Below are 17,531 nucleotides of genomic sequence, written 5' to 3'. Positions count from 1 at the left end.
GTACAAATTACGCAAAAAGATTTAAAATTAATGCAAAAATTCTGCTAATACTCTAACGCTGTAAGTTAAGTTTTTTTTTCATTTTTTAAGGTCAGTTTTTATTCTGTTTCAGTTTCTTGTGTTTCGCGCCTAATCCATTTATCTCCAATAAATTTTCGTGAAGCTTCTTCTCCATATTCGAGATCAAAAATCTGATTTAAAGTCTTGTCTTTAAGTATTAATTGTTCAAGCGCTACAATGATTATGTTTTCTGCTGATGGTTCGTCATCAGTTAAAAACTGCCAGTCTCCATCATACTCATGAAAAACTTCAATAATTGGCTTTCCTTGCATCCATTGCTTTGTGGTAAAGGCAGTAAGGTTTTTTGGTTCTCTAAATTTGAAATCGCTATTTCTATCAAGTAAAGGTTGTTTATAGAGAAATTCTTCTTCAAAATTTTCTTCCCACGGGAAATTATCATTTCGATCTGTCCATATTAGTTGTAAAGCAGGAAAATCGTCACTTTTATAGAAGTTTATCGCAATTCCAAAATAATCAGCTATATTATCGGGATGAACATTTATGAATTCTGCTTTACTGTCTTTAAAAATATTCAAGTAGTTTTTTTCTGTTATAATTGATTCATTTTCTTTAATCATTTCTGCAACGTCATTAATTAAAGTATGAAGAAGATTATTAGATAATCCAAAACAAATTATTTCAGGATGATTATATTTTTCCCAAAGACCAATGCTGTATGCAAATGAAGGTAAATAGTCCGTTGCTTCAATTACTATAATCTGAAGACCATACTTGTCAATATTATTTCTTGTTTTTTTGAACAAAGTATCAGAATCAACACAATTATGTTTGTTTTCGGCGGTCATTTATTATTAAATTCAATTTAGTATTAACTCTCGGTTCCCATCAGCCAGTAATTCGATATTGATTGTTGAATATTCAGCAGGAAGCAGATTGGCTATTTTTTCAGACCATTCTATAAAACACCAGTTTCCAGAATACAAATAATCATCAACACCCATATCAAGTGCTTCTGTTTCTTTGTTTAATCGATAAAAATCAAAATGATAAACCGTTTGATTATTAGAAGTTTGATATTCATTTACTAGAGAAAAAGTAGGACTGCTGGTGGCGTCCTGAACTCCTAAAGTTTTGCACAGTTGTTTGATTAAAGTGGTTTTTCCAACTCCCATTTCTCCTTTAAAAAGAATGATTTTTTTAGGATTTGAAGCTAAAATCTGTTCTGCAACTTCTTGAATTTGATCTAATGAAAAAACGGTATTCATTTTTAATTACTTATTTATTTAGTTAGTTCTCAGTCACAGTGACAGTTTTCAGTTTTAACTATTACTGAAAACTGCGACTGAAAACTTTTTATTTAGGGTTAAACACCAAAAACGGAATAATCATTTCTTCTAATGAAATTCCACCATGCTGATAGGTGTTTTTATAATAACTTACATAATGATTGTAGTTGTTTACATAAGCCAGAAAGAAATCATTTTTGGCAAAAATAAACGAACTGCTCATATTTATGGCTGGAAGGCCAATTGTTTTAGGCTCTTTTACCACATAAACGTCCTTTTGTTCGTAGGTTAAACTACGTCCCGTTTTATAACGCAAATTTAAACTTGTATTTTTATCTCCCACAACTTTCGACGGATTTTTTACATTAATTGTTCCGTGATCTGTAGTTAGTATTAATTTGAATCCTAAAAGCTGTGCCTGCTGAATCAATTCTAATAAAGGTGAATTTTTAAACCAGCTCAATGTTAACGAACGATAGGCTTTGTCATCAGAAGCTAATTCTTTTACCACTTCCATTTCTGTTTTGGCATGCGAAAGCATATCCACAAAATTATAAACAACCGTTACTAAATCATTGCCTTTTAAAGCTTTGAAGTTTTCTGCCAGTTTTTTTCCTCCTGCATAATTGGTGATTTTGAAATAATCTTGTTTAATGTTTAGTCCAAGACGTTTTAATTGTGCAGTTAAAAATTCGGCTTCATAAAGGTTTTTACCGCCATCTTCAACATCATTTTTCCAATATTCAGGATGTTGTTTTTCCATTTCCAATGGCATCAAACCTGAGAAAATGGAGTTTCTGGCATATTGTGTTGCCGTTGGAAGAATAGAGAAGTATGGGACTTCTTTTTCGAGTTTGTAATAATTAGAGACAACAGTTTCAAAAGATTTCCACTGGTCATAGCGAAGGTTGTCAATAACGACAAATAAAATAGGTTTGTCTTTCTTTTTGATTTCTGGAACTACTAATTCTTTAAAAAGAGTATTGGACTGAATAGGTTTGTCGGCTTTTGGAGCAAACCAGTCTTCGTAATTTCTTTCGATAAATTTTCCAAATTGCGAATTGGCTTCCACTTTTTGTGATTCAAGAATTTCGATCATTGCCTGATCGTTTATATTTTCAAGTTTCAGCTCCCAGAAAAGTAGTTTTTTGTACAATTCAACCCAGTCCTCATATGAATTAACCATAGCTAATTCCATTGAAATTTTTCTGAATTCTTTTTGATAATCTAAGGTAGTTTTTTCCGAAATTAACCTTGAATCGTCTAAGTTTTTCTTCAAACTCAAAAGAATTTGGTTGGGATTAACAGGTTTTATTAAATAATCGGCGATTTTAGAACCAATCGCTTCTTCCATTATGTATTCTTCCTCACTTTTGGTAATCATAATCATCGGGATAGATGATTTTTTTTCTTTCATTTCCGAAAGTGTTTCCAAGCCGCTCATTCCCGGCATATTTTCATCAAGAAAAACAATATCAAAATTGTCTTCTTCAAACAATGCAATAGCGTCAAGTCCGTTATTACAAGTAGTTACAGAGTAATTTTTTTTCTCCAGAAATAATATATGAGGCTTTAAAAGATCGATTTCATCATCGACCCAAAGTATTTTAATTTTATCCATAAACAAATTTATTTTAATGCAATTTAAAGCTATAGAACTTAAAAAGTATTAAAAATAGTATAAAATTAGAAATGTTAAAGTGAAAATTATTTTAAGATCTTTTTTGGGTGAGTTTTTCTGAATTAAGAAATTACGTATTGTAAATATCGATTATTTAAGTTAAAAACTGAAATCTGTTTATAGTTATTTACTTATATTTGTTGACCAAAAATAACCATCTAGTGACTCATATTAACAAGTTAAAAATATTCAATGACCCAATCTACGGGTTTATCTCTATCCCAAATGAACTTATTTACGATTTAATCCAGCATCCGTATTTTCAACGTTTACGCCGTATATCACAAATGGGATTATCGTATTTGGTTTATCCTGGGGCCAATCATACACGTTTTCATCACGCTTTAGGCTGTATGCATTTAATGCAGAAGGCTGTTGAAACGCTTCGTTTTAAAGGGGTTGCTATTTCCAGTGAAGAAGAATGTGCTTTGTACATCGCCATTTTACTTCATGATATTGGCCACGGACCATTTTCTCATGCCATGGAAAAAAGTATTGTAGAAGATGTCAATCATGAAGCTATATCTTTGTTATTTATGAACAAGCTGAATGAAGAATTTGAAGGAAGATTAAGTCTTGCTATTCAGGTTTTTAAGGGGGAATATCATAGAAAATTCATGCTGCAATTGATTTCAAGCCAATTGGATATGGATCGTATGGATTATCTTAAAAGAGATAGTTTTTATACCGGAGTTGCAGAAGGAAACGTCAATTCTGGCCGATTAATTCAAATGATGAATGTCGTAGATGATGTTTTGGTTATAGAAGAAAAGGGAATTTACTCTGTCGAAAAATTTCTGCTTTCAAGAAGATTAATGTACTGGCAGGCATATCTGCATAAAACTAGTTTAGTAGCCGAATTAATTTTGATGAAACTTTTAAAAAGAGCAAAAGAGCTGACTTTAAAGGGAATTAAACTTCCTTGCAGTGAACCGCTTATGTATTTTATGCAGAACAAAATCACACTGGAAGATTTCGATACCGAAAAACTGGATTTATTTTCTCAATTAGATGATTTTGATATTATTAGCGCTTTAAAATCATGGCAGAAACATAGTGATTTTATTCTTTCAACTTTGAGTAAAATGATTATAAACAGAGATTTGCTAAAGATTAAATTAAGTGCAGATAAAATTCCGATGGAAGAATCGCAGTCTTTAAAAGAAGAGTTTGCGGAGGCACACAATATTTCGGCAGTTGATGCGGGATATTTCATTTTTAGAGGTAAAATAAAGAATCAGGCCTATAGTAAAGAAGCTGAACCGATACGAATTTTGAAAAAAGATAAGACAATTGAAGATGTTGTTGAAGCTTCTGATCAATTGAATTTGAAATCGTTATCTAAATTAGTGACAAAATATTATATCTGTTTTCCAAAACAACTTATCTAAAATTAACATTTAAAATCTATTTTTTATATTTTTGTCGCGATGAAATTTACAGCAGAACAAATAGCAGGAATTTTAGAAGGAGAAGTTGTTGGGAATCCCAATGCAGAAGTTTCTAAACTTTCTAAAATAGAGGAGGGTGACGAGGGTTCACTTACTTTTTTGGCTAATCCCAAATATATCAATTACATATATAGTACAAAAGCAACTGTTACTATTGTTAACGACAGCTTTGTGCCAGAACAGGAAATTACTACTACTTTAATAAAGGTAGAAGATGCTTATGCAGCGTTTTCTAAACTTTTACATTTTTATAATCAGGTAAAATTAAACAAAACTGGTATTGAACCTCATTCATTTATGTCTGAAGGAACTAAATATGGAGAAAATCTGTATTTGGGAAGCTTCAGCTATATTGGGCAGAATGTTGTTTTAGGTGATAATGTAAAAATTTATCCCAACAGTTTTATTGGAGATAATGTAACAATTGGAGACAATGTGTTTATTTTTGCCGGTGCTAAAATTTATTCAGAAACTGTAATTGGTAATAATTGTACCATTCATTCGGGTGTTATTATTGGTGCTGATGGTTTTGGTTTTGCTCCAAATGAAAATGGAGAATATAGCAAAGTGCCTCAAATTGGAAATGTTATTATTGAAGATAATGTAGATGTTGGCGCTAATACTACAATTGACAGAGCAACTCTTGGTTCTACAATCATTAGAAAAGGGGTAAAGCTTGACAATCAAATTATGATAGCTCATAATGTGGAAATTGGTAAAAATACTGTAATTGCTGCTCAAAGCGGGGTTGCGGGTTCTACCAAAATTGGCGAAAATTGTATGATTGGCGGACAGGTAGGTATTGCAGGTCACTTAGTAATAGGAAACAATGTGAGACTTCAGGCACAGTCAGGAGTAGCGAGAAATATTAAAGATGATGAAGTTTTACAAGGAACTCCATCACTTGGATATACCGATTTTAATAAATCGTATGTTCATTTTAAGAATCTGCCTAAAATCGTGGCTCAAGTTGAAGAATTAAAAAAACAAATAATAAACCCAAAAAATGGAAATAATGGTTAAACAGAAGACCATCAAAAATGAAATTTCACTAACAGGAGTTGGATTGCATACTGGAAAAGAAGTTACAATGACTTTTAAACCAGCTCCAATTAATAATGGTTTCACTTTTGTAAGAGTAGATTTGCAAGGTCAGCCAGTCATTGAGGCTGATGCTAATTACGTTGTTAACACACAGAGAGGTACTAATTTAGAAAAATTAGGCGTAAAAATTCAAACTCCTGAGCATGTTTTAGCAGCAGTAGTTGGTTGCGATTTGGATAATATTATTATTGAATTGAATGCCTCAGAACTTCCTATTATGGATGGTTCGTCAAAATATTTTGTTGAAGCAATTGAAAAAGCAGGTATTGAAGAGCAGGAAGCAAGCCGTAATGTTTATGTAGTAAAAGAAGTGATTTCATTTACTGATGAAGCAACGGGAAGTGAAATTCTTGTAATGCCAAGCGATGAATACCAAGTGACTACAATGGTAGATTTTGGTACAAAAGTATTAGGTACTCAAAATGCTACACTTAAAAGTTTAGCTGATTTTAAACAAGAAATCGCAAGCTCTAGAACTTTTAGCTTCTTGCATGAGTTAGAATCATTATTAGAGCATGGTCTTATTAAAGGTGGTGATTTAAACAATGCAATTGTATATGTAGATAAAGAGATTTCTGAATCTACAATGGAAAACTTAAAGAAAGCTTTTGGTAAAGATGAAATTTCTGTAAAACCAAACGGCGTTTTAGATAATCTTACATTACATTATCCAAACGAAGCAGCAAGACATAAATTACTTGATGTTATTGGAGATTTATCGCTTATTGGAGTTCGTATTCAGGGAAAAATCATAGCAAATAAACCAGGTCACTTTGTAAATACTCAATTTGCTAAAAAGCTGGCAAAAATTATTAAAATTGAGCAGAGAAACCACGTTCCAACTTATGATTTAAATCAAGAGCCATTGATGGATATTCATAAAATCATGTCAATGCTGCCTCACAGACCTCCATTTTTGTTGATTGACAGGATTATTGAAATGTCTGATCGTCATGTTGTTGGTTTGAAAAATGTTACTATGAATGAAAATTTCTTCGTAGGACACTTTCCGGAAGCACCAGTTATGCCAGGAGTTTTAATTGTTGAAGCAATGGCACAAACAGGAGGAATTTTAGTTTTAAGTACTGTTCCTGATCCGGAAAATTATTTAACTTATTTCATGAAAATTGATAATGTTAAATTCAAACACAAAGTATTGCCAGGTGATACACTAATTTTTAAATGCGAATTGATTTCTCCTATCAGAAGAGGAATCTGCCACATGCAGGCGAATGCATATGCAAATGGTAAATTAGTTACTGAGGCAGAATTAATGGCACAAATTGCAAGAAAGCAATAATTAATCAAATTTATTGTTTAGGTTTGTGGCCTTCAAATTAGATTATTTTAATTCAAAATATAAAACATAGATGAATCAACCATTAGCATATGTTCATCCTGGCGCGAAAATCGCTAAAAACGTTGTAATTGAACCTTTTACAACAATTCACAATAATGTTGTTATTGGTGATGGTACTTGGATTGGTTCGAATGTTACCATTATGGAAGGAGCCCGAATTGGAAAAAATTGTAATATCTTTCCAGGCGCGGTAATTTCTGCAGTACCACAGGATTTAAAATTTGGTGGTGAAGATTCTTTGGCAATTATTGGTGATAACTGTACAATTAGAGAATGTGTTACGATTAATAGAGGGACAATTGCTTCTGGACAAACTGTTCTTGGAAATAATTGTTTAGTTATGGCTTATGCGCACATTGCACACGATTGCGAAATTGGTAACAATGCGATTATTGTAAATGGTGTTGCATTAGCAGGCCACGTAGTTGTTGGTAATCATGCTGTTATTGGTGGTTTAGCGGCAATTCACCAGTTTATACATATTGGAGATCATGCTATGATTTCAGGAGGATCTTTGGTAAGAAAAGATGTTCCGCCGTATACAAAAGCTGCAAAAGAACCTTTATCATACGTTGGTATTAACTCTGTTGGTTTAAGAAGAAGAGGATTTACTACTGAAAAAATTAGAGAAATTCAGGAAATTTACAGAATTTTATATCAAAAGAATTACAATACAACACAAGCTTTAAGTATTATTGAAGCTGAAATGGAAGCTACTCCTGAGAGAGATGAAATTCTTGATTTTATTAGAAATTCGTCTCGAGGAATTATGAAAGGTTACTCAGGGAACTATTAATTATTTTAGAGTTTAGATTTCTGATTTTAGATTTCTGAACTTTGAAAAGATTATAATAAATTATTAAATAAAAAAAGAAGATTGATTCTATTTTAAGAATAAATCTACACACGAAAATCTAAAATAAAAACAAAATGGCATCTACATCAGATATTAGAAACGGATTGTGTATTAAATTTAATCACGATATCTATAAAATCATTGAATTTCTTCACGTAAAGCCTGGAAAAGGTCCAGCTTTCGTAAGAACTAAACTAAAAAGTTTAACTTCAGGTAAAGTATTGGATAATACTTTTTCTGCAGGACACAAAATTGATGTTATTCGTGTTGAAACACATACATTCCAGTTTTTATATCCAGAAGGTGACGAATTTCACTTTATGAATGCAGAAACATTTGAGCAGATTTCTTTAAACAAAAACATCTTAGATGCTCCAGATTTATTAAAAGAAGGAACAAATGTAATGGTTCAAATTAATACTGAAACTGATTTACCTTTATCTGTAGATATGCCTGCATCTGTAATTCTAGAAGTTACTTACGCTGAGCCGGGAGTAAAAGGAAACACAGCTACAAACGCTACAAAAAATGCTACTGTTGAGACAGGTGCATCTGTAAACGTGCCGTTATTTATCAACGAAGGAGACAAAATTAAAATTGATACTGCTACAGGTTCTTACATGGAGCGTGTAAAAGAGTAGTTTTTTAATTGAGATAATTTGACAATGAGTCAATTAGATAATTTGTGAATCGACATAATTTTGTATATTCATATTCTAATTGACTCATTTCTAATTTGGCACATTTTCTAATTATATAGTATGAAATTTCCAAAAGTTCACTCTTTAGAAGAAATTGCAAATTTGCTTAACTGCGAATTTATTGGTGACAAAGACTTTCAGGTTTTAGGCATGAACGAAATTCATGTTGTTGAACCAGGAGATATTGTTTTTGTGGATCATCCCAAATATTACGACAAAGCTTTACAATCTGCTGCAACCATAGTTTTAATTAATAAAAAAGTGGATTGTCCAGAAGGTAAAGCTCTTTTAATTTCTGATGATCCTTTCAGAGATTTTAATACTTTAACCAAACATTTTAAACCTTTTCAATTTGCAAATGTGGCTATTGCTTCAACTGCAGAAATCGGTGAAGGAACGGTAATTCAGCCTAATACCTTTGTGGGTAATCACGTTAAAATTGGAAAAAACTGTTTGATTCATTCAAACGTTTCTATTTACGATCACACTGTGATTGGTGATAACGTAATTATTCATGCTGGAACTATTTTAGGTGCAGATGCTTTTTATTATAAAAAGCGTCCTGAAGGTTTCGATCAGCTAATTTCTGGTGGAAGAGTTGTTATTGAAGATAATGTTGGTATTGGTGCGCTTTGCACAATCGACAAAGGCGTTACTGGAGATACAAAAATCGGAGCCGGAACAAAACTAGATAATCAAGTGCATGTTGGACATGATACGGTTATTGGAAAAAAATGTTTAATTGCCTCACAAACAGGTATTGCCGGATGTGTGGTCATTGAAGATGAAGTGACACTTTGGGGACAAGTAGGAACGACTAGTGGTATTACAATAGGTACAAAAGCTGTTGTGATGGGACAAACTGGAGTTACGAAATCGGTAGAAGGAGGAAAAACCTATTTTGGAACTCCTATAGAAGAATCAAGAGAAAAGTTAAAACAATTAGCCAATATCAAAAAGATTCCTGAAATACTAAGTAAATTAAAGTAATATGTCTATTAAAGAATTTGTTCAAAAATTTTATAAGTCGGATGCCTTAATTGATAGTGAAGTGCTAAAAACATATCTGCATCCTGAAATAATTATTGACTGGAATAGCAGCAAAGGTTTTATTCAGCTGGATTATAATTCGATACTTGAAATGGCCAATGAATTGAGCAGGGCGTATGTACGTTCTAAAGTTAGAATCAGTCATATTATTGCTGAAGAAGATTTAGTTTCAGTACGTTATTCTCATTATGTAAAAACGATCGAGAACCCTCGCGAGGAGATGCTCTTGGCTCATTTTGCAGTAATCTGGCAGATAAAAGATGACAAACTTTATAGAGGCTACCAGATGAGTCAATTTTCTTAATATTTTTTTGACAATAAAAGAGGCAAAATACATTACAAAACCTTATTTTTGCAACACAATTTAAAAACTTACATAAAATATATATCATGAGTGTTTTAGTTAATAAAGATTCCAAAATAATTGTTCAGGGATTTACAGGAAGCGAAGGAACTTTCCACGCTTCTCAAATGATCGAGTATGGTACTAACGTTGTTGGTGGTGTTACTCCAGGAAAAGGAGGCACAAGCCATTTAGACCGTCCAGTTTTTAATACAGTAAAAGATGCTGTTGACCAAGCTGGAGCTGATACTTCTATCATTTTCGTTCCGCCAGCTTTTGCTGCTGATGCAATTATGGAAGCTGCTGATGCAGGAATTAAAGTAATTATCGCTATTACAGAAGGTATTCCTGTTGCAGACATGATTAAAGCAAATAATTATGTTAAAGAAAGAAATTCTAGATTAATTGGTCCTAACTGTCCAGGAGTTATTACTCCAGGTGAGGCTAAAGTTGGAATTATGCCAGGTTTCGTTTTCAAAAAAGGAAATGTTGGTATCGTTTCTAAATCAGGAACTTTAACTTACGAAGCTGCTGATCAAGTTGTAAAACAAGGATTAGGAATCACTACAGCTATCGGAATTGGTGGAGATCCAATCATTGGAACTACAACCAAAGAAGCTGTTGAATTATTAATGAACGATCCAGAAACTGAAGCAATCATTATGATTGGTGAAATTGGAGGTCAATTAGAAGCTGATGCTGCTAGATGGGTAAAAGCTGATGGTAACCGTAAACCAGTTATTGGTTTTATCGCTGGAGAAACTGCTCCTGCTGGTAGAACAATGGGGCACGCTGGTGCTATCGTTGGAGGTTCTGATGATACTGCTGCTGCTAAAAAACAAATTATGAGAGACAACGGAATTCACGTTGTTGATTCACCAGCTGAAATTGGTAAAAAAGTAAAAGAAGTACTTGGATAATCTTCAAGTTTCGAAATAACAAATTCCAAAAAAAGTCTCAATATTTGTTGAGACTTTTTTACATTTTAAAGGCTGAGGCGTAAATAAAAAAATCTTAGCATCTTAGAACCTCAGTATCTTAGAAGCTTAAAAAAGAAATATGTACAAAGAATTAGAAAAATTTAAATCAACAAACAGTTTCACTTTTACAGTAAATGATAGTTTAGAAGAAGTTTGCAATGCTCCTGAAGGAAGCGCAGGTATTTTTGTGGTTTACGCTGTTGAAGGAAATGATAAAGAACTAATTATGGTTGGTTCTACTGGAACCGTTCAAAACGACGGAACTTTAAAAAGTAAAAGCGGTGGATTATATGATAAAATCGTAAACGGACATCAATTTGCAAAAACTGGAAGAAAATATTCATGGCCTGCTCAAATGAAGTTAGAGAATATTTCTGAGCTTGAAGTAGTTTGGTATGAAACTTTCAATGCAGATGCAAAAGCAATTCCAACGGCTGTTGAAGGTCAGGTTCTACAAAACTTTTTAGATGAAAATGCTAAATTACCAAGGTGGAATGTAGCTTTTTAAAAAATGTTTTCATAAATATTTAAAAGCCTTGCTAATCTATAAGCAGGGCTTTTTTATTGATGATAAATAATAATGTTAACTTTTATAATTACGTAAAATCTTATATTTTTAAATAGCCCCCAAATTAAAAATAATTTTAACATTTCTTCCAAACATCAACAATAGCAGTCCAAATCAATGTTTTTGTGTATTATGAAAGTATCTCTTTTATGTAAAGGAATTGTTTTTAATTTTTTGCTTTTATATATTTATCGCACAAATTCAAAAGATAATGTTAAAATAGTGTGATCTATTCATTAAGAATTGTTTTTTGTTAACTGCCTTAAGTATGAAGACCCGACCCCTGCACCTCAATTCTGTTGATGATAATACACTTTGGAATGATTTAAAAAATGGAGATGAAAAGTCATTTTCATTATTATTTGAAAGATATTATAACGACTTAGTAAATTATGGAAATTCTCTTTCACCTTACGAAGAGAAAGTTCAGGATTGTATACAAGATGTCTTTACAGATATATGGGTATATCGTAATTCGCTGCAGACGGCTGTAGTTGTGAAAGCGTATCTATTATCAAGTGTGAGAAAGAGAATTGCTCGTTTATACGAAAGAGATCATATTTTTAGAAAAACAGCAAGTACTGACGATATTGCATTTCTTTTAGAATTTTCCGTTGAAAACGATCTTCTGGATGATGATTATGCAACAAAAGAAAAAGTTCACTATTTAAACAGACTTTTAAACGAATTGCCTCCAAGACAAAAAGAAGCCTTGTATTTGCGTTACCATCAAGGATTAAGTGTGGAGCAGATTGCAGAGATGCTTGATGTGAATTATCAGTCTGCAAGTAATTTGTTACACCGCGGATTACTTACTCTCCGTAAAGAATGGAAAGGTACTTTACCCCTAATTACACTATTGTTTTCAAGCACTCTTTAAAAAAAGTTAAAAAAACTTAAAAAAAATCATAATTTGGTGAGTATATAATAACAGAACTGTCCTCTATGTTTTTGTAACCTTATTAGTAGATGCAAAAACGTAATAAATATTCCGAAATAGAAGATTTCTTAGCAGACGAATCATTTCAAGCCTGGGTCTTATTTAAAATTGATAAAGAAGGCTGGGAGGAATGGACTCTAGAAAGTCGTCAGCGTGCCAAATTAGTACAAGATGCAAGATTAATGCTTCTTGCTATGAAAGTTCCTGAGAATGAATTATCATCTTCTGATATTCACAGGGCGTTACAGGCAACATGGGTAAAAATCCGTGAAAAGGAAAATCAAAAAAATGTAAAGACCTCAAAAATCAGGTTTTTAGGAAAACAAATTCTAACTGGAGTTGCTGCCACTTTGTTTATCTGTTTTATTTCTTCATGGATTTATAGTACATATTTTAAAATTGATAACAATATTGTTACTTATAATGAGCTTGTTGACGAAAATAATGAAGGTCTGGTTGAACAGACTAACAATACAACTAAGCCCCAAATTATTACACTTTCTGATGGTAGTTCTGTACTGCTTCAGCCTAATAGCAAATTAAGTTATCCTAAAATCTTTACCGGAAACGAAAGAAAGGTGTATTTATCCGGCGAAGGTTTCTTTGAAATTAGTAAAAATCCCCACAAGCCTTTTTATGTTTATGCTAACGAAATAGTTACAAAGGTGGTAGGGACAAGCTTTAGAGTTAAAGCTTATTCTGATCAGCCCGACGTTGAGATTCTTGTTCGCACCGGTAAAGTTAAGGTTAAATCAAATGATTTAGTTTCAAAATCAGATAAAGAAGAAATTGTATTACTTCCTAATCAGGCACTTAGATTTCAAAGAAGCGATTTAAAATTCAATAAAATTACCAACATTACACAAGATGCAGTACTGGCTCAAAGTGTAGGAAATATTGAGCAGCTGAGTTTTGAATTTAACGATATTCCTGTATCACAAATATTTGAAACAATAGAACAGGCTTATTTAGTAGATATTGATTATCCAAAAAATAAATTAATAGATTGTCATTTAACCACTTCACTGAGTGATCAGCCATTAACAGAGAAATTAAAAATTGTCTGTAAAAGCATTGGAAATAACACCAGTTTTGAGATGAATGGAAATCAAATTATTATAACCTCAGAAGGTTGTAATTAATCGTTTCAGCGTAACTGTAATTGCGCTGGAGGATGACTATTTTTTGAATATTAATTTTTAGGGGTAAAGTCTTTCATTTCACTATTTAAATGTAATTTATTTCCTTTTTATTTTACCAAAACAATAAAACTTAAACTCAACCAACCAAAACCAAAAAATGCCTATGTGAAAAAAGATTGCATAAAAAAAGTGCCGAAATGCTGTAACATTATCGACACTTATAGAATTGAATTTCTCTCTGTAAAGAGCAATTCATACGTTTCTTAAAATACACTCGAATCAGTATTAATCAAAACAAATCAAAATTATGAAAAAACCAGTTGTTAAACAACGATTACTCCATAGAATCATGAAAATAACACTATTTCAGTTTGTCTTGGCACTTGTGTTTTCAAGCTTTGCCGTGGCAAATAATGTAAATGGACAAAAGAAATTAGATACCAAAGTTACAATTACAGTTGAAAATTTGACTCTTGATAACGCTTTGTCTAAAATTGAAAAGTCTGCACATGTAAAATTTTCTTACAATTCAAGACTTCCTCAGTTAAGCAACAAAGTAAGTATCGAAGCAAATCAGGAAACGCTTTCAAGCATCTTGAGTCGAATATTGGTGCCCTTCAATATTACTTTCTCTGAAGTCAGTAATCAAATTATCCTACAAAAAAGTACTGGTGCAGCACCTTTTGCAAGTACCGATAATCATGATTCACTTTTTGAAATATTAACTGCAGGCCCAATCATCAAGGGAAAAGTTACTGACCAAAGCGGAAGCCCGCTTCCAGGTGCTACAGTAATGGCAAAAGGTACAAAAATAGCAGTATTAACAGACTTTGACGGTAATTTCGTAATCGAAATGCCAGCCAATACAGATCGACTTATTATTTCTTACGTAGGTATGGAGACGAAAGAAATAGGAATCGAAAATACTTCGCCAAATATCGTTTTAAGTGAATTAGGACAAAACTTAAAAGAGGTTGTAGTAACAACAGGTTATGAAAAAACATCTAAAAGAACTTTTACCGGAGCTATCAGTAAAATTTCTGGTGCTGAATTAAAAGTGGATGGGGTTGTAGACGTAAGCCGTATGATCGAAGGTAAAGCGGCAGGGGTTACTGTACAAAACGTTACAGGTACATTTGGTACGGCTCCTAAAATTACAGTTCGTGGATCTTCTTCAATTTTTGGAGATACAAAACCATTATGGGTAATCGATGGTGTTGTTCAGGAAGATATCATAAATATGTCATTTGCTGATTTAGCTTCAGGAAACTCAGAAACATTATTAAGTTCATCTGTTGCCGGATTAAATGCAAATGATATTCAAAGCATTGAAATTCTTAAAGATGCATCTGCTACTTCTATCTATGGTTCAAGATCATTAAATGGAGTTGTAGTGGTAACTACAAAACAAGGACGTAGAGATGCGCCATTAAAAATTACGTACGGGTTAGAGCAAACTGTTAGATCGGTTCCTAATTATAGCCAATATGATATTTTAAATTCTCAGGAATCTATGAGTATCTTAAAAGAAATGGAACAAAAAGGATATTTAGATTTGCCTTCAACAGTTAATGGAAGATATGGTGGAGCATACAATATTTTAGGAAGAGCAATCAATACCTATGTACCTGAAACTGGAGGTTATTTAGTAAACAATGATCCTGTGAGCCGTAACAACTTTTTGAAAAAGTATGAATTGGCAAATACAGATTGGTTCAATATATTGTTCAGACCTTCTATTACTCAAAATCACTCTTTAAGCTTTTCTGGTGGTGGAAAAAATAATACATTTTATGCCTCTTTAGGATATTACACTGATCCGGGATGGACTATTGCTGATGATGTAAAACAAATCTCAAGCAACATCAAAGGAACATTTTATGTAAATGATAAATTAAATATTACGCTTTCTACTTTGGCTTCTATTCGTGATCAAGGAGCTCCAGGAAGTTATGAAAGTGAAAAAGACGTTGTTTTTGGTAAAGTTACTCGTGATTTTGACATCAACCCATTCAACTATGTATTAAATACAAGCAGAACGTTAAGACCTTATGACGATAACGGTAATTTAGAGTACTATAGAAATAACTGGGCTAAGATGAATATCATCAACGAATTAGCTAATAATTACATGGAAATCGAAGTAAAAGATATTCGTTTCCAATTAGATCTTGATTACAAAATTACACCGCATTTAACGTATAACTTAACAGGTTCAGCACGTTATGCAAATACAAGCCGTGAGCACAAAATTTTAGAAAACTCAAACGTAGTAGGTGCTTACAAAGCGGGAACTCCAGATGGAGAAGATGGTGTTAATACATTGGTGAGAGACCAAAATATTTTCCTATACCAAGATCCAAATGATTTAACAGCACCAAAAGTTTCTGTTTTACCAAATGGAGGTTTCCTAAGAAAATTTACTAATGACATGACTTCTTACAACCTAAGAAATAGTGTTAATTACAGAAATGTTTTCGCAGATAAACATGAAGTTGAAGGTTTATTTGGAACAGAGATGAGAGTTGTAGACAGAACTAGCGATCAATTTACAGCTGCAGGTTTACAATACGACAGAGGTTTGACTGCTTTTACAGATCCTAGAATCATTGAAAAAATCATTAATGGTGGAGACTCTTACTATGGGTTTAATGAAGAAAAAGAAAGAACAGTAGGTTTCTTCGGAAAAGTAGGGTATACATACGATCGTCGTTATACAGCTTCTGTTACAGGACGTTATGATGGATCTAACAGACAAGGGAATAGCGATTCTTCTAGATGGCTGCCAACTTACACTTTCAGTGGAAAATGGAATGTTGCCGAAGAAAAATTCATGAAAGATGTAGCATCTATTAATACTTTGGCACTTAGAGCTTCTTACGGTTTAACTGCAACTGCAGGACCTGCAACAAACTCTTTAGCGATTTACAAAAGTTATATTACAGATCGTTTTAATCTAGACAACAGAGAAACTTCAATTAGAATTGATGAATTACAAAATGGTGATTTAACTTGGGAAAAACAATTCGAAACTAACATTGGACTTGATCTGGGAATGTTCAACAATAGAGTACAATTGACTACAGATGTTTATCGTCGTAAGGCATTTGACTTAGTAGATTATGTAATTACTTCAGGGATTGGAGGTCAGAGAGTTAGACAAGGAAACAATGCTGATATGGAAACTAAAGGTCTTGAAGTTGGAATTACAACTAAAAACATCGATGCAAAAGACTTTAAATGGACAACGTCTCTTAATTTCTCAGTTTATCACCAAGAAATCACTAAGTTACAAAACACGCCTACCGCATTTGACTTAGTAGATTCAAATGGAGGAAATACAGTTGGACATCCAAGAAACTCTATTTATTCTTATCAGTTTACAGGTTTAAATAACCAAGGTCTTCCAACCTTTATTTTACAGCCGGGTGCAGATAATAATATTACCGATGCGAACTTTCAAGATAATTTAGATGTTACAAAATATTTAAAATACGAAGGATCAATTGAGCCAAACAAATCTATTGGTTTAGCCAATACATTTACATACAAAAACTGGTCATTATATGTGTTTTTTGTGGGGTCAGGCGGAAACAAAGTTCGTTTAAACCCTGTTTACGATAGTACGTATGACGATTTAACGGTATTTACAAAAGATTTCACAAACAGATGGATTAATCCAGGAGATGAAAACTTTACAAACGTTCCGGTTATTGCAGACAGACGTTTAAATGCTAATTATGGTGGAGAACGTACACTTGCTAGAGCTTATAATACGTACAACTATTCAGATGCTCGTATTGCAGATGGTGATTTCATCCGTTTGAAAAACATTTCATTAAGCTGGGAATTCCCTAAAGATTTCAAGAGAAAGTTAGGATTAAGCACTTTTACATTAAAAGGTTCTGCAGTTAATCCATGGTTAATTTACTCAGATAAAAGATTAAACGGTCAGGATCCTGAGTTCCGTAATTCTGGAGGAGTTGCTTTACCGGTAACCTCTCAATATACATTTACTTTAAATCTTTCATTATAATAGTCAAAAAAT

General features: G+C 32.7%; 15 protein-coding genes. 12 read left to right on the top strand and 3 right to left on the bottom strand.

From position 1 onward, the window contains the following. Positions 1 to 98: 98 nt before the first annotated feature. From P2W75_RS08740 to P2W75_RS08730, 3 genes are all read right to left on the bottom strand, one after another. Positions 99 to 866 carry a DUF4262 domain-containing protein gene (locus P2W75_RS08740; protein WP_276380059.1) on the bottom strand — a complete coding sequence of 256 codons (768 nt, stop codon included), beginning with the start codon at positions 864 to 866 and terminating at the stop codon, positions 99 to 101. Positions 867 to 878: 12 nt separating this feature from the next. Continuing rightward, positions 879 to 1,286 carry a tRNA (adenosine(37)-N6)-threonylcarbamoyltransferase complex ATPase subunit type 1 TsaE gene (gene tsaE / locus P2W75_RS08735; RefSeq protein ID WP_276380057.1) on the bottom strand — a complete coding sequence of 136 codons (408 nt, stop codon included), beginning with the start codon at positions 1,284 to 1,286 and terminating at the stop codon, positions 879 to 881. Positions 1,287 to 1,374: 88 nt separating this feature from the next. Further along, positions 1,375 to 2,928, bottom strand: a complete 1,554-nt coding sequence (locus P2W75_RS08730) for a bifunctional response regulator/alkaline phosphatase family protein (protein ID WP_207296337.1) — start codon at positions 2,926 to 2,928, stop codon at positions 1,375 to 1,377. 221 nt (positions 2,929 to 3,149) lie between these two features. Here P2W75_RS08730 and P2W75_RS08725 point away from each other — a divergent pair, with 221 nt between their 5' ends. The 12 genes from P2W75_RS08725 (at position 3,150) to P2W75_RS08670 (ending at position 17,519) form a co-directional block, all read left to right on the top strand. After that, a complete protein-coding gene (locus P2W75_RS08725; protein WP_276380056.1) occupies positions 3,150 to 4,379 on the top strand; it encodes an HD domain-containing protein in 1,230 nt (409 codons plus the stop codon). Between the two features lie 39 nt (positions 4,380 to 4,418). Then, the gene (lpxD, locus tag P2W75_RS08720) at positions 4,419 to 5,462 is read left to right on the top strand and encodes a UDP-3-O-(3-hydroxymyristoyl)glucosamine N-acyltransferase (protein ID WP_207296335.1); all 1,044 of its coding nucleotides are present in this window, start codon (positions 4,419 to 4,421) and stop codon (positions 5,460 to 5,462) included. Next, positions 5,455 to 6,843, top strand: a complete 1,389-nt coding sequence (locus P2W75_RS08715) for a bifunctional UDP-3-O-[3-hydroxymyristoyl] N-acetylglucosamine deacetylase/3-hydroxyacyl-ACP dehydratase (protein WP_207296334.1) — start codon at positions 5,455 to 5,457, stop codon at positions 6,841 to 6,843. Before lpxD ends, P2W75_RS08715 begins: the two co-directional genes overlap by 8 nt. A gap of 70 nt (positions 6,844 to 6,913) precedes the next feature. Beyond that, complete coding sequence (gene lpxA, locus P2W75_RS08710; protein WP_207296333.1) at positions 6,914 to 7,699, top strand: acyl-ACP--UDP-N-acetylglucosamine O-acyltransferase; 786 nt, start codon at positions 6,914 to 6,916, stop codon at positions 7,697 to 7,699. Between the two features lie 134 nt (positions 7,700 to 7,833). After that, positions 7,834 to 8,400: an elongation factor P gene (gene efp / locus P2W75_RS08705; RefSeq protein WP_207296332.1), complete on the top strand. Its 567-nt coding sequence runs from the start codon at positions 7,834 to 7,836 to the stop codon at positions 8,398 to 8,400. Positions 8,401 to 8,520: 120 nt separating this feature from the next. Continuing rightward, a complete protein-coding gene (locus P2W75_RS08700; protein ID WP_207296331.1) occupies positions 8,521 to 9,450 on the top strand; it encodes a UDP-3-O-(3-hydroxymyristoyl)glucosamine N-acyltransferase in 930 nt (309 codons plus the stop codon). Between the two features lies 1 nt (position 9,451). Continuing rightward, the gene (locus P2W75_RS08695) at positions 9,452 to 9,814 is read left to right on the top strand and encodes a nuclear transport factor 2 family protein (RefSeq protein WP_276380053.1); all 363 of its coding nucleotides are present in this window, start codon (positions 9,452 to 9,454) and stop codon (positions 9,812 to 9,814) included. An 86-nt stretch (positions 9,815 to 9,900) separates the two neighbouring features. Further along, positions 9,901 to 10,773, top strand: coding sequence for a succinate--CoA ligase subunit alpha (sucD, locus tag P2W75_RS08690; protein WP_091497690.1), 873 nt, complete (start codon positions 9,901 to 9,903; stop codon positions 10,771 to 10,773). Between the two features lie 139 nt (positions 10,774 to 10,912). Then, positions 10,913 to 11,341, top strand: a complete 429-nt coding sequence (locus P2W75_RS08685; protein WP_207296329.1) for a hypothetical protein — start codon at positions 10,913 to 10,915, stop codon at positions 11,339 to 11,341. Positions 11,342 to 11,669: 328 nt separating this feature from the next. After that, the gene (locus P2W75_RS08680; protein WP_276380052.1) at positions 11,670 to 12,281 is read left to right on the top strand and encodes an RNA polymerase sigma factor; all 612 of its coding nucleotides are present in this window, start codon (positions 11,670 to 11,672) and stop codon (positions 12,279 to 12,281) included. An 89-nt stretch (positions 12,282 to 12,370) separates the two neighbouring features. Continuing rightward, a complete protein-coding gene (locus P2W75_RS08675) occupies positions 12,371 to 13,483 on the top strand; it encodes a FecR family protein (protein ID WP_207296327.1) in 1,113 nt (370 codons plus the stop codon). 307 nt (positions 13,484 to 13,790) lie between these two features. Next, entirely contained in the window at positions 13,791 to 17,519 is a 3,729-nt protein-coding gene (locus P2W75_RS08670) for a SusC/RagA family TonB-linked outer membrane protein (RefSeq protein WP_276380050.1), read from the top strand. Positions 17,520 to 17,531 lie beyond the last annotated feature (12 nt).

This window comes from Flavobacterium sp. H4147, from assembly GCF_029360735.1.
Taxonomy (GTDB): Bacteria; Bacteroidota; Bacteroidia; order Flavobacteriales; family Flavobacteriaceae; genus Flavobacterium; species Flavobacterium endoglycinae.
The sequence above is the reverse complement of the archived record's forward strand: the minus strand, read 5'-3'. Positions and strand labels throughout refer to the sequence as shown.

Coding starts and splice junctions, on each gene's coding strand:
- P2W75_RS08740 (WP_276380059.1), bottom strand. CDS start 866: ATGACCGCCGAAAACAAACATAATTGTGTTGATTCTGATACTTTGTTC.
- tsaE (WP_276380057.1), bottom strand. CDS start 1,286: ATGAATACCGTTTTTTCATTAGATCAAATTCAAGAAGTTGCAGAACAG.
- P2W75_RS08730 (WP_207296337.1), bottom strand. CDS start 2,928: ATGGATAAAATTAAAATACTTTGGGTCGATGATGAAATCGATCTTTTA.
- lpxD (WP_207296335.1), top strand. CDS start 4,419: ATGAAATTTACAGCAGAACAAATAGCAGGAATTTTAGAAGGAGAAGTT.
- P2W75_RS08715 (WP_207296334.1), top strand. CDS start 5,455: ATGGTTAAACAGAAGACCATCAAAAATGAAATTTCACTAACAGGAGTT.
- lpxA (WP_207296333.1), top strand. CDS start 6,914: ATGAATCAACCATTAGCATATGTTCATCCTGGCGCGAAAATCGCTAAA.
- efp (WP_207296332.1), top strand. CDS start 7,834: ATGGCATCTACATCAGATATTAGAAACGGATTGTGTATTAAATTTAAT.
- P2W75_RS08700 (WP_207296331.1), top strand. CDS start 8,521: ATGAAATTTCCAAAAGTTCACTCTTTAGAAGAAATTGCAAATTTGCTT.
- P2W75_RS08695 (WP_276380053.1), top strand. CDS start 9,452: ATGTCTATTAAAGAATTTGTTCAAAAATTTTATAAGTCGGATGCCTTA.
- sucD (WP_091497690.1), top strand. CDS start 9,901: ATGAGTGTTTTAGTTAATAAAGATTCCAAAATAATTGTTCAGGGATTT.
- P2W75_RS08685 (WP_207296329.1), top strand. CDS start 10,913: ATGTACAAAGAATTAGAAAAATTTAAATCAACAAACAGTTTCACTTTT.
- P2W75_RS08680 (WP_276380052.1), top strand. CDS start 11,670: ATGAAGACCCGACCCCTGCACCTCAATTCTGTTGATGATAATACACTT.
- P2W75_RS08675 (WP_207296327.1), top strand. CDS start 12,371: ATGCAAAAACGTAATAAATATTCCGAAATAGAAGATTTCTTAGCAGAC.
- P2W75_RS08670 (WP_276380050.1), top strand. CDS start 13,791: ATGAAAAAACCAGTTGTTAAACAACGATTACTCCATAGAATCATGAAA.